The 13,481-nt window shown below is 50.8% G+C and carries 10 protein-coding genes; 2 read left to right on the top strand and 8 right to left on the bottom strand.

Translation table 11 applies throughout. The features are described 5' to 3' along the window. Positions 1-163: 163 nt before the first annotated feature. Positions 164-2,536, bottom strand: a complete 2,373-nt coding sequence (locus HNR77_RS27290) for an Ig-like domain-containing protein (protein WP_184190897.1) — start codon at positions 2,534-2,536, stop codon at positions 164-166. A gap of 182 nt (positions 2,537-2,718) precedes the next feature. Here HNR77_RS27290 and HNR77_RS27285 point away from each other — a divergent pair, with 182 nt between their 5' ends. Continuing rightward, positions 2,719-3,324, top strand: coding sequence for a class I SAM-dependent methyltransferase (locus HNR77_RS27285; RefSeq protein WP_184190895.1), 606 nt, complete (start codon positions 2,719-2,721; stop codon positions 3,322-3,324). Positions 3,325-3,432: 108 nt separating this feature from the next. Here the strand turns inward: HNR77_RS27285 and HNR77_RS27280 are convergent, their stop codons facing one another. From HNR77_RS27280 to HNR77_RS27250, 7 genes are all read right to left on the bottom strand, one after another. Next, positions 3,433-3,708, bottom strand: a complete 276-nt coding sequence (locus HNR77_RS27280; RefSeq protein WP_184190893.1) for an NUDIX domain-containing protein — start codon at positions 3,706-3,708, stop codon at positions 3,433-3,435. 27 nt (positions 3,709-3,735) lie between these two features. Further along, positions 3,736-4,872, bottom strand: coding sequence for a glycoside hydrolase family 88 protein (locus tag HNR77_RS27275; protein ID WP_184190891.1), 1,137 nt, complete (start codon positions 4,870-4,872; stop codon positions 3,736-3,738). Between the two features lie 237 nt (positions 4,873-5,109). Further along, positions 5,110-7,077, bottom strand: coding sequence for a glycosyl hydrolase (locus tag HNR77_RS27270; RefSeq protein ID WP_184190889.1), 1,968 nt, complete (start codon positions 7,075-7,077; stop codon positions 5,110-5,112). Beyond that, a complete protein-coding gene (locus HNR77_RS30715) occupies positions 7,070-9,334 on the bottom strand; it encodes a heparinase II/III domain-containing protein (RefSeq protein WP_184190887.1) in 2,265 nt (754 codons plus the stop codon). Before HNR77_RS30715 ends, HNR77_RS27270 begins: the two co-directional genes overlap by 8 nt. Positions 9,335-9,397: 63 nt before the next feature. Then, positions 9,398-10,054, bottom strand: coding sequence for an SGNH/GDSL hydrolase family protein (locus HNR77_RS27260; protein ID WP_184190907.1), 657 nt, complete (start codon positions 10,052-10,054; stop codon positions 9,398-9,400). A gap of 104 nt (positions 10,055-10,158) precedes the next feature. Next, positions 10,159-10,488, bottom strand: a complete 330-nt coding sequence (locus HNR77_RS27255; RefSeq protein WP_184190885.1) for an AzlD domain-containing protein — start codon at positions 10,486-10,488, stop codon at positions 10,159-10,161. Next, complete coding sequence (locus HNR77_RS27250; RefSeq protein WP_184190905.1) at positions 10,479-11,153, bottom strand: AzlC family ABC transporter permease; 675 nt, start codon at positions 11,151-11,153, stop codon at positions 10,479-10,481. The genes HNR77_RS27255 and HNR77_RS27250 overlap by 10 nt, the downstream gene beginning before the upstream one ends. 248 nt (positions 11,154-11,401) lie before the next feature. Here HNR77_RS27250 and HNR77_RS27245 point away from each other — a divergent pair, with 248 nt between their 5' ends. Then, complete coding sequence (locus HNR77_RS27245) at positions 11,402-13,402, top strand: methyl-accepting chemotaxis protein (RefSeq protein WP_184190883.1); 2,001 nt, start codon at positions 11,402-11,404, stop codon at positions 13,400-13,402. Positions 13,403-13,481 lie beyond the last annotated feature (79 nt).

The raw sequence follows: 13,481 nt of genomic DNA, 5'->3' as shown, positions 1-13,481 counted from the left end.
ACGGACACCCTTGCCCTTGGCTAACAGTTCCTACTGCCAAGCCTGTAGCGGACTTTCACCGCCAAGTTATCGCCCGTGCCGGGCGCACTACAAAAAGGTGATATCCGCCCGAATGCGGATATCACCTTTTTTGACTTTACATGATAACAATTGAAGAGCAAAGTTACTTCGCTTCAACCACTACCGTAACCTTTGTTTTTACCCCTGCATAGGAGACCGTAATGGTTGCTTTCCCTTTACCATTCGCCTGAATCACACCATCTTTAACGGAAGCTGTCGCAATACGGGAGGATGTCCAAAGTGCTGGCTTGGATACATTAGCCTCACTTCCATCCACGTACGTTGCTGTAGCCACAACTGTCGCTTTATCGCCAGCCTTCATCGTCAATGTGACTTTGTCGGTCTGCAAATATTTCAGTGTATCTACATCCAGTGCAATCGTCACCGTTTTGCCGCCATACTTCGCTGTAATCTTGGCTTTCCCTGAATTTAATGCTTTTACTTTACCTTTGGTCACTTGAGCAACCTTGTAACTGTTCGTTTTCCATTCGGCCTTGTCCGTAATATCACGTTCACTGCCATCACTCAGGGTAGCCGTTACTGTCAGATCAACCGTATCGCCTGATTTGAGGGAAAGTGCAGGTTCAGAAGCTGTGATTCGTGAGATTACATCGACTTCAACCTGAATCGTAACTTTTTGGGAGCCGTATTCAGCCGTAATGTTGGCTTTACCGCTGCTGTTCCCTGTGATCACGCCTTTTTTTACATCCGCTACCCGGGCATTGCTGGATTTCCAGGTCGCATCTGCTGTGACATCCTTTGTATTACCGTCACCGTCTGTACCTGTCAGAATAACGGTTTGAGTTTCTTTTGCCGAAAGCACAACAAAGTTTACATCTGCCTCCAGACCGCTTGCCATACCCACCTCAACCGGGAGTGTCAACGTTTTACCTTCAATTTTAGCTGTAATCGTCGCTTTCCCTGTTGCTACACCTGTAATAACCCCTTTGCTGTCTACCTCGGCGATTTTCTCGCTGCTGCTGCTCCAGGTTGCATCCTCGGAAACATCCTTGGAGGTCTCACCGTACAGTGCAAGCACTTTGGCAGAAGTGGTTCCACCTACAGCTACGGTTGCTTTCTTTTTGTCCATCTCATACTTGTCTGGAACGTCTACGCTGACTGTGAATTTCACCGTTTTACCGCCATATGCTGCTGTAATCGTAGCCGTACCCGATTTATAAGCGATCAGTTCGCCACCCGATACATATACGATTTCTGCATCGCTGGATGTCCATGTCGCCTTGGACGTAACATCCTCCTTGCTCGCATCAATGTATTCTGCATTCGCTGTCAGCTTTTTCGTTCTGTTGTCACCTGTAACACTCATGGCAAGCTTATCATTCACATCTTTGATATCCAGATATCTCGCAGTATCAACATCCACGGCGACTTCCACCGTTTTACCGCTATAGGTTGCCTTGATCGTCGTTGATCCAGCGCTCACTGCCGTAATTTGGCCTTTGAACACAGTCGCAACCTTCTCGTTGCTGGATGTCCATGTCGCCTGATCGGTTACATTCACATCACTGCTGTTTGGATATGAAGCCGTCACAACAACATTGGCTGTTTTATTGCTCTCGCTCAAGCGGAAGAAAATACTCTGTTTCTCTACGCTCAGCTTGCTCGTCTGATCTACATCCACATCTACTGATACGGACTTGGTACCATATTTCCCTGTAATAATAGCAGAGCCTGCCGAGTAACCTGTAATATTGCCCTTCAGCACATCGGCAACCTTCTCATTGCTCGACGTCCATTCCGCCAGATCGGTTACATCTTTCGTTGTCCCGTCTGGATAAGTAGCCGTCAATTTCACAACTTCACTTTTGTTGAGCAGCAGATTCACCTGCTTCTTGTCTACGTCTACACGTTTAACCACTTCTACGCTGACGTCCAAGGTTACGCTCTGGCTTCCCAGTTTGGCAGTAATGACAGCCGTTCCCGCGCTTTGTCCAGTAACCTTGCCGTTAACAACGGTGGCAACCTTCTCGTCACTTGTCGACCATTCGGCACTGCTCGCTGCCTCGTTATTCGTTGTATTATCGCTGTACGTCGCAGTCAAGGCGATGTCTTTGCTTTCCCCTGTGCGGAGCTCAAGATTTTGCACACTTTTCGAAAGGGCTTTAACCTTCTTCGTTACTTTAATTTGAACAGGCTGAGTTTGGCCCTGATACGCCACTGTAATTGTTGCTGTGCCTTCTTTTTTGGCTGTAATCGAGCCATTATATGCAGTTGCTACCGAAGTATCACTGCTCGTCCAGGATGAGCTGATCGTAACGTTCGCTGAGGTATTATCCGAATATACTCCCGTTACCGTCACCGACCCGGAATCGCCGACTTCGAGCGACATTTCATTTTTGGAAACTACAATTTTGGACAGTTCCTTCTCTGCCGCAGCGGCCAAGCCTACGTTGGAAATAGTGAGCATCAACACCAGCATCATTGCCATGTACTTGGTCAATCTTGGCTTTAACATCATTTCCCTCCGATATTCGTCATTTTATTCCTACTATATAATGTCGGCAAAGGCTTTCCAGATGTTTAGACTTTCAGGAAATTTTCAGGTAATTATATGGGAATTCATGTTACTCGATCATCTAACTAATCTGGATTTAGAGACACTGGGGATATTTCTATATTGAAAAGGGAGGTCACAGATTGAATCAATCCTTTGATTACATCGAATATTGGGAGCAGACTTATCGGAAGGGTGACACATCCGGCAGGGGTTCATACGGAGTGCTGGCTGAATTCAAAGCCGAGGTTGTCAATGCATTAATTCAGCGTGAGGGCATTCGTCGTGTTATCGAGTTTGGCTGCGGTGATGGAAACCAATTGAAATATATGGACTATGGCGAATATCTCGGTATGGATGTGGCTTCAGCCTCGGTAGAACACTGTGCCTCCATGTACGCTGATGATCCTTCGAAGAGCTTCATGGTATATAGACCAGGTCTTTGGGTCAACCGTGGTTTTCTGCAAGCGGATCTGACCGTTTGTCTGGATGTGCTCTATCACATTACGGATGAAACAGATTTTCGCCGAACCCTGCATGATGTGCTCCACACCTCTACCCACTGGGTTGTGCTCTATACGAGACTGAGGGAGCAGGGTGATTCAGGAGTACGAACAATTCAGGATCGCAACCTGTTCCATTATCTGTTTGATTATCCCGAGTTCAAGGTGCATGAGATTATACGTCAGCGCTATCCCGAGCAGTCCTCGGCAGATTTTGTGATTCTGAAACGGGAATGTACGAAGTGACTTCAGCCAAAAAATACAGCAAAACAAAATATAACCGCCCTGCCAAGGGCGGTTAATCACACATTCAAGATGAAAGATGAACATCTAACTATATCATTCCCCTTGTATCTATACATGTCTCTGGAGCTTCACATCCAGCTCTGTCGAGGTCGCAGTAGTGTATTCGATATAGTTTACGGAGCCATTAGAGTTCAAAATAAGCCTCGTAATGATTCCGCTCTCTTCCTTGATTTCACGAATTACAACATCGATCAGGTTCTCTCCAGCTTCGGTGATCCCGCCAGGGTACACCCAACCATCATCATGGGCTTTGACTAAGAGAATATTCCCCTGCCCGTCTTCTACAATGCCGCCTGATGAAACGATGTGTGTCGGAAATGACATTCAGCCCCCCCCTATTGTTTATCTCTGTTAAAATAAACCCTTGTCTCCACGCAGCTTCGCCAGCGCTTCCATATAGAAATAATCGCCGTAAATAATCGGCACATTGATGCCCCGTCCTTCGGGGTAATGCACCGTACCCCGCAGGATCAGCCCTTCCTCCGCCGCCAATTCGGCGGAGCTGTAGTGCTCATACAAGCCGCGGACGATGCGTTCTCCTGCGGCAGCGTAGGTTTGCCCGCGCGGCGACAGCTTCGCGAGCTCAAGCAGTCCGCTCGCGGCAATAGCCGCTGCGGACGAATCCCACGCCGCCCGGTGCTCCGCCGGTGCGCGGAAATCCCACACCGGCACGATGTCTTCGCCAAGCATGGCGAGGAAGAAATCGGCCGCTCGCTCCGCTGTCTCCAGATATCGGGCCTCGCCCGTATACCGGAAAGACAGCGCAAACCCGTGCAGCGCCCAGGCGGTGCCCCGCGCCCAGGCGGACCCGGGAGCATGGCCTTGGCCGCCATGCTCCCGCAGCTTCTGCCCCGTGTGTGGATCAAACTCCACCACGTGGCAGATGGACCCGTCGGCGCGTACGAATTCACGCGCGACGGTGTCCGCATGCGCTTCCGCCAGCCATCGGAAGCGCGGATCGCCGCTCTGCTCGGAGGCCCAGTAGAGCAGCGGCAGGTTCATCATGCTGTCAATGATGGCTACGCCGCGCGTATCCATCGTTGACGAGCTGAAGTTCCAGGCGCGGATGAACTCACCGCGCACATGAAAGCGGGCGGCGAGCAGATTCGCGGCAAGCAAGCCGCGGCGGCGCCCCTCCGCACTGCCTGTCTCGCGATAGCTGGCTACGCCGCTAAGCAGCCAGATAAAACCCAGATCGTGATCCACCAGGTCGGGATCACGCAGACAGCCTTCGAGCTGCTGCTCACAGCTCTCGGTAATGCGCCGCAGCTCCGCAGCCGACTCATGCTGCGGAGCATCCCTGTACACCAGCCATAACAAGCCGGGCCAGAAACCGGCTGTCCACCAATCGGGATCATTCTGATCGTACATTCCCTGCTGTGAAGTATGGGGAAAAGTATCCTGAATTCGCTTGGCGTTGCGAACCGTTTTGTCAGCTGCCCGTCTCCATGCTGCTTCTACCCATAATACCGATGTTGATGTTTTCATGTTACTGCCCCTCCCGCTTCTGAGTATGACCACTTCACACTTCCAGTTGCTGTTATCCCCAGTCTTCCTCCAGAAAGCTTTCAACCCCGTTTTTCCCGTTTTCTTCTGCCTGCTCCTTTAAAGTTTACATAGAACAACTTCCAGCACGCAGCGCTCCGCTTCATACAAGCGTCATCAACAACATGTCTCCTTTTTGTCACTTTTCCCCGCACTCTATCTCAGTAAGCTTTTCACGTGTTACACGCGTCCCAATCGAACAGTAAAGGTCAGCTGCTGTACACCATGTGCCTCCATCCGCGCCTGTTTCAGCAACCCGTTGCGTGAAGCAACGGGTTGCGGATCGAGCATGACTCTCGCCCCCGGATCACACACTTCAGATTCGACGTATGCGCCGCGGTACACAGTACGTACGCTTCGCTCGGTGTGCGTAACGACAGCCTTCTCCTGCCCATCGCTGTACATTAGCGGAATGAGTGCTCCGGCCGCTTCAATCCTGCCTTCAAACTCATACGTCACAGTCAGCTGATCGGCTCGCTGCACATAGCGAGCACGAACAGCACTTATACCGGGTAAAGGCCCCTTCCAGGTGATCTGAAAAGCGTTCTCCCCAGCGCTCTCCGCTGCCTTCACACCGCTTCCCGCCATTGCTTTATTCAGCTTGTTCCCGGACTCATTCTCCGCTATCGCGATCGGAGCCTCCGTCTCATACACTACTGAACCGCCGCCGCTGGCAGGGTCTATTCCTGCATCGCGGTCATACTCGCTGCCGGACGGTATGCCTTGGGCCAGACTATGCCAGACCCCATCGGGTGTCATCCATGCAGGGCAGTAGCTCAAAGGCTGAACAACGCCCTCGGCAAACTCCGTAAACCCTGCCTGCGCATGACCGGCTGCTGACGGACCGATTAACCCGGGCAAGCCTGCCTGTTGTATTCGTACCAGTCCAGGGATGGTATATGGATCATTCAGAGCGGTGTGCAATACGATCTGCTGCCCGGGCACGGAAGCCAGCAGAGTTTCAAACCAGCCATCCGTCTGCAGCACCCTGTTCCCGATCTCGGAAGGAAGATAAGCTGGAATTATGCTTTCACCTGGGTCACGCAGACAAGCATGAGCCAGTGCCGCCGCCGTCCACAGGTTATAGCAGGTATGATTCGTATAAATTTCGTATCCGTGTCGCTGCTCTGGCGCATATTCATTGCGTACGATTTTCAGACGACCGTCCGGCATGAGCCAGCGCTCCACCGCTTCAAAGCAGCGATTGGCCGCCCGGGTAAACGCTCCTGCCATAACTGAATCGCCAGCTTCACTCGCCAGTGCAGCATGCAGCGAGCAGACATATGCCGCCGCCGCTTCATTCCATTGATGCTGCGAGCTGCGTCCCCGCGGCGGAATCTCTCCGAGCGGAGACAGCATGAGCAGCGAGCTGAACGCACCGTCACGCAGCCGTTCTCGCAAGGCATCTGCGACAGCTCCTTCATATCCTGCATCGAGCATTACTCCAAGGTGATAGCGGGTAGCGATATCATAGGAAAAAGGACTATTGGGTCGATCCAGTGGTCCATCCTGATACAACCCGAGCGCAGTAAACCGCGGCAGGTGATAGGTCTCCAGATAACGATCCATCCAGGCTGTATTGGCACTCGCAAGCTGTTCACGCCACCTTAAATATTCTCCCGAGATCATAATCGCATTCCAGTTAATCATGCGATTGGCATTGTTCATCTTGCTCATCGTAAATACATAATCTTCTTCGGGATCAATCGTCCTCAGAGCCTCAGCCCAGATGACCGCCTGCTCAGGCCGATGAGACTTGAGCAGCATATACGCCCGCATCATCAACACGGGAAAGAAATCCGGGTGATGGTCGGGTGCACTGCCCTTCACCACCGCATCAATGCTATGTGACAGAGCTGCCGCTGCGGAATCGAGTAGTTCGAGCTGCCCCGCATCCACCAGAACTGCTGCTGCCATGGCATAGGCAGGTGTAGAATAGTACCTCTCTGCTCCCGAGTACGGATCAATAATAGCTCCATCATGATCCTGAACCTTTTTGTAAGCGCACACAATTTGTTGTACAAGGGCCAGCTTGCGCTCCCGATTCCAGCCCTCAGCAGGTGCAGGGCCCGCTTCAGCTGCCAACATACGGTACTGCTCCAATGCTGTTTTCCACGGATAAGCTGATGCAGCTGTATAATTACTCACCTTCACTCACCTCGGTTTCTGCCTTATGCGGCTCAATGACAAAATGCACCTGACAAACAATCTCAAGCGAGGCCGCTCCATCCATATCATCTATATCTGCACTTGTATCTGTATCTAATATAATTGCAGCATCTTCAGCGCCCTTTCCTTTGACTTTGCTTTTTCCTCTGCTCTCCTCATTCGTTACAGCTCCGCCGACTTCGTTCCATACCAGCGACGTACGGTAAAATGTAACCGGGTTGTGATCATGATCTAAGGTGTGTATAGGTTCGGTATAAACATGCCACCGGGCTGCATCATAGACCATATATACATTAGCTTGCGCAGCGTGCCATAGAAGCTGGCCCTCTTTTTCAAGAACAGGATTTATGCGGCTGATCCAGCGCTCAACTACACGGGAAGGACGGGGGGAGCACTCATCCACCGAATATTGTGCATCATCCGACACTGTGCTCGCTTTCCATTGAAATGTGTCTGTTAGCCGTAAAATCGCTACCTTGTTGTGCTCGTCCATGTTCCCATTCCAGTCGCTTCTGCTGGCATTTCGGGTATAATCCCCGATCCCGGCATCATGCTTCTCGATCCTCCAGCACAGTTCCCGTGTATATCGCCGGAGTGACGCCACCTCTGGATAAGCGAGTGTCAGGTCCAGCGCTGCCTCAAGTTCACTTCCATCCTGCTCAAGCCTGCACCTCAGCATATGAGCTTCGGCCTGCCTGCCCGGGCTTTGCTCGCATCCGTCAATAAGCGGCACATTATGCCCGGATGAAGAGATATGAAACAGCTGCTCACGTCCGGGGGCAAAGTATGCCTGAGTATACAACCCTGCTCCCGGGTCACATATTATATTTTCGCCGCCACAATGAATAATGAATTGTCCCAGATCATTATGATTATGCGGCTCATCATTATGCCCGCCTTTGAAGGAACATGCCGCTTGAACCTGCTTTTCTTCTGCGTGCAGCTTGTCAGCTTCATGGCATACCTTCGGTACACGAAGTACACTCTTGGCAACCATCCACCCCAGCTGATGTAAAATAACCCCTTCGTTCGCCTGGGCTTGAGCACCGGCTCCATCATGTACAACTGACAATGCCGGATCACTCCACATCACGTTCCGCAGCAGATGTGCCCAGCGGCGGCAAGGATCATCTGTCAGCCGCGGGATGAACAGGGGCAGATTTGCTGGCAGCTCAAATTTGGCGGCCAAGAGTGACAGGAGCCCCGCTGGAATCTCTTCACGCTCCGCACTATCCGAATAATTGACAAATATACCTGCCGACAGATGAATGCGCAGTGGAAAAGCCGCAATTGCAGCGATCTTCGAGCCTGTCAGCAGATTCAACGCTCCATCGCTGTAGTCCTGTAACATCTCGGCATAATAGACAAAATAACCGAAGCCGTAGACCCAGTATCCGATGCCTTCCGCACAGCCGCCATCCTCGCCATAGCCTCTCAGGAATGCATTCATACAGCCGATCGTCTGCCGGATGGACTCTCGCACCATCACCTCATCCTCAAGCAGCAGCATAGCGGCCATCCCGCAGCACCCTCCACAGACTGCTGACCAGTTGTGCTCTGCCGTCTGCCAGTGATACTCGCGTTTTTCTCTGTACAGCGGGGTGAAAATTCTGCGTTCAGCCTCGACACGGATTCGCTCAAGCACCAGAGGGTCCAGATGCCTGCCGTGAATAACCGCAATCTCGGCGAGCATATGAACGGTCTCTGCGGCGAAAAGGTCGATGTTGCCTTCAACCTGCCTTGCTTCACCATTTCCGAGATGTGCCGTAAGACACCATGTATACTCATCACATACCGCCCACAACATCTCTTCAAGGGTATGCAGCACACGGGGTTCATCCGAAACGAGAGCAAGCAGCGCCACAGCAGCCAGTCTGCCGCGCCGATCAAAATATGCGTTCTCGTAAGCTGTGCGCTCTCCTGTCTGACTGAACTGCCGAAACAGTGCAAACGTCAGAGGTGGCAGCGGTTCGTTTAATGCCAGCTCTCCATATGTCTTCAGGTCTGTGAACACTTTAGCCAGCTCAGGCTGCTGCAGCCTTTCTCCGATACGATCCGCCATCAAGATACGGTTCTTCTGACGGTAATTTCGCTTCGGATGTATCATCTGCTGAAGCCTCTCTTCGTCGGGCCAACCGTTCACTTCGGCTTCATTCCCGGCACAGCTTGTTTCGACATGCCTATATTCCTGTTCATTTTTGATTTCGTGATTGGAGCCTTGCACAGCATTCACCACGCTTACTTATGGAGTATAATACAGAACTCTAACAACATGTGCTGCGAACTAGCTTCCTCCCCGCTACACAACGGCTAATGGAGAATCCTGTACCACGGACAACCACTGGCGAGCAATTAACTCGTGTCCAGCTGCCGTCGGGTGAACACCGTCCCATAACCAGTAGGACGCATCCGCCTGCTGCAAAGCTTCATTAAACGATTGCTGCAGCGGAACATAGACGGCCCCGTATTGTTCAGCCAGCTGTTGGACCTGCTCCTGATATTCGCTGATCCGCTCCTGCCAAGCCGGCCATTGATCAACGGTTGCTCCCGTCTTCAGAATAAAGGGTTCCATCAGCACAAGCCCGGTATCCGGCATCACTTCCCGTGTTTCCTCAAGCAGATGACGGTACGCTCGGCCAAAACGATCCGTATACCCTTTAGCTTCACCATTCATTGAACGCCAGGCATCGTTAACCCCGATCAGAATGCTGATCAGGTCCGGCTTAAGACTGATAGCATCTTCATTCCAGCGCGCATACAGATCGGAAGCCCGATCTCCGCTGATGCCTCTGTTGTAGAACGTTTTGCGTCTGTTTGCCAGATCCATTCCCAGCCTGCTTGAGATCAGATACGCATACCCGTGGCCTAGAACATGATTCAGATCCTCATTGCGTGACCTTCCTCCGTCTGTAATGGAATCGCCTTGAAACAAAATCGTAGATGGACTTGACTGCATCGTGGCTATCGTTCCCTTCATATGTAAAATGGATTTTCCAACACCGCTGTCTCCATCTTATCCCTTTCAGCCACATTAGAAAATAGCGTTTTCATCGAAAATACCTAGCCCATCCAGTAACGCAAAATCATCATGGAAACAATGCCAACCAGAACTGTTCCTAACAAGCTTCGGGTCCAGATGGCAACGGCGACAGTGGGCAGTGCTGCCCACAAAGCAGCATTTTCGGTGATGGGAACCCATTCGTTCCCGTTCATAAACAGCTCCTGACCAATGAGTGATGCCATAACCGCTACGGGCACATATTCGAGCCAGCGCAGCAGCCACACCGGAATCTGTATTTTGCTAAACAGCATAAGCGGAAGCACCCGCGGAATAAACGTCAACAAGGCCGAGCCCATAATAATCCAGAATACATCCCATCTTACTTCCATCGTTCCATGAACACTCCCATCGTTGCTGCAACAACTGCTGCCACAATAATACTCATGCTGCCAAGTGAGGCCATGCTTGCCAGGATGACAGAAATCACCGCAATGATCGCTACATTGATATGTATTTTTTTACTTTTGCGGTGAACCAGTTGAAGCACAATCAAACCTATAAACATAGCTGGCAACGCATAATCCAGACCCAGCCTGTCCGGGTCCGTTATCCAGCGTCCAAAATAAGCACCTGCCATATTGGCAGCAAACCAGTTCAAGTATGCCGTAATGTTCAATCCATGCATCCAGCGTTCACTAAGCGTTGTTCTGCCAATTGCACGTGTCATGGCTACACCGAAAGACTCATCTGTAAGCAGCGAGCCGATCCACATATTTTTAAAAGGTGTCAGATGCCTGAAATAAGGAGACACAGCTGCACTGAGCAGCAGATGACGAAGATTCACAAAAAAGATCGTGAAGATGATCGCTACCGCAGACCCATTCGAAGCAAGCATGCCTGCTGCAATAAACTGGGCCGATCCTGCATATAACACAAGACTTAACAGTGCCGTTTCCGCAAAACTCAAACCGGCAGTCATCTCGATAACTCCAGCTGCGAAGCCAATACTCAAATATCCGAGCAGTGTAGGGATACAGTCCCGTACTCCCTGCATAAAAGTTGCATCATCCTTGGTTTCGACATGAGGCTCATGTCCAGATGAAGTTAATGCATTTTGATTCAATTTCGGGGCAACTCCTCTCTAATTTCAATCAAGACCAGCCGATATATAACGATACATGCCATTCAAATGCAAAGATTCCTGAGTATGACTACAGAATCTTTGGATTCAGAATCGTATCGCATTAACTTAGAAATATACCACATATTATGTAAGTTCGGGAGAGACAGGGGAGATTGGGTATGAAAAAAATGAAGCAGTCCAAAGGGAAGCGAACGTTGCAGATGAGAGAGAAGCTGATGCTGTCTTTTGCCATCGTGCTGCTGATCCCGACCATCAGTTTGGGTATTATTTCATTCCGGACAGCGGATGCCAAGGTTGAGGAAAAAATGTTTGAAAATGCGAGCAGCAGCGTTAGTGTGCTCAACCAGACCATTGACCAGATTATTGGTGCCACTCGCAAAAATGTCGATTTTCTGGCAAGTCAGCTTGATGCGGGCAATGTCGGCCCTGTTCAGGGGGATGAAACCAAGACGATACGTACTTTACTTGATGCATACAAGGACACCCATTCTGATGTGGAACTTGCCTCTGTCGGCACGGATAAAGGTGTGTATATCAATTCCCCGGTGACTGCTGTAAACAAACCAGGATATGATCCGCGCGAACGCCCCTGGTTCCTGGCTGCTACACAGAACAAAGATAACCCCACTGTAATCACGCCTTACATCTCCAGCAATACGGGTAACGTTGTTGCCTCGGTTGCACAGACGACCAAAGATGGTCACGGTGTCGTTTCGGTCAGTCTATCCCTTGAAGCTCTTTCCAAGACAGTTAATTCAACGAAGATCGGGAAAAGAGGATACATCTACATTATTGATAATGCGAATAAAATCATCGTACATCCGACTGAAAAGCCGGGTACAGAGGGCACGATGGAGCCCTATAAACAAATTTTTGAACAGAAAAACGGCGAACTTCAATACACACTGAACGGCAAAAACGAACATGCCTTCTTTGTCAACAATGAAACAACAGGCTGGACCGTTGTCGGCGTTATTGATAATGACGAAGTGACAGAAACTGTTCGTCCTATTCTGTATACTACACTTGTCGTTATCGCTGTGGCTATTGTGATCAGCGCAATCATTATTTTCTGGATTGTACAGTCGATTACCCGTCCGCTCAGCCGGCTTGTGAATGCCTCGAATGAAATCAGTGATGGCAATTTGAACATCGAAGTGGCCGTCAAAGGACAGGATGAATTCGGTAAACTCAGCAACAGCTTTAACAAAATGAGTCAATCTCTGCGTACGGTTATTCAGGATGTGCGTGATACCGCAGACGAACTGAGCACCTCTTCCGCACAGCTCGCCATCAATTCATCCGAGACAACCAAAGCTACAGAGCAGGTGGCCCTGATCACAGAGCAGTCCGCAGCAGGAATTGAGAAACAAGCCAGCAGCCTGAAGCATACCGCCCAGCAGATGAACGAGCTTGCCGGAGGGGTTGGCCAAGTTACGAACAGTACGCAGCAAGTATCCGAGGCCGCTCTGCAGGCTAGTGAACTCGCACAGCAAGGTAATGCAACGATCAAAACGGCCGTATCTGAGATGGACTCCATCCAGCATTTCGTTCAAGGCATTGCCGAAACGGCAACACGACTGGATCAGCACTCCAGTTCAATCGGTGAGATGGTATCGGTTATTACCGATATCGCAGCCCAGACCAACCTGCTCGCACTTAATGCTTCTATTGAAGCAGCCCGTGCAGGCGAGCATGGACGCGGCTTCGCCGTTGTTGCTAGTGAGGTCCGCAAGCTGGCGGAGCAATCCAGTCTATCCGGTCAGAAAATTGTTGGCATGGTCGCGTCCATCCAGCAGGAAATTTCCAGAGCCAATGAAAATGTGCAGCTGGGGTTAAAAGACGTTGATAGCGGCATACGAGCAGTGCAATTTGCCGATGAAGCTTTTGTTCGCATCAGTGAAGCGGTTGGAACAGTTAATCAGCAGCTGGAGAACATCGCGGCAGCTTCAGAACAGATGTCGGCCAGCACAGCAGAAGTAGTACAGTCCATTGATCAGATTCATAACATATCGGAAACCAATGCAGACGGGACGGAAAATATTTCGGCCGCTACGGAAGAGCAAGTAGCCTCCATGCAGGAAATATCCTCCTCTGCCGATTCACTTGCCCATCTTGCTCACAAGCTTCAGAAGCTGGTTGAACAATTCAAGCTGTAGCTGACGTCCACCGCTATATGGACACGCCCCTGCCGGGCACATCAGTACAAAGCCCCTTTGCCGCAGCGTCGGCAAAGGG

The organism is Paenibacillus sp. JGP012, assembly GCF_014203995.1.
Lineage (GTDB): Bacteria > Bacillota > Bacilli > Paenibacillales > Paenibacillaceae > Paenibacillus > Paenibacillus silvae.
This window is presented reverse-complemented; position numbering and strand designations above follow the sequence as displayed.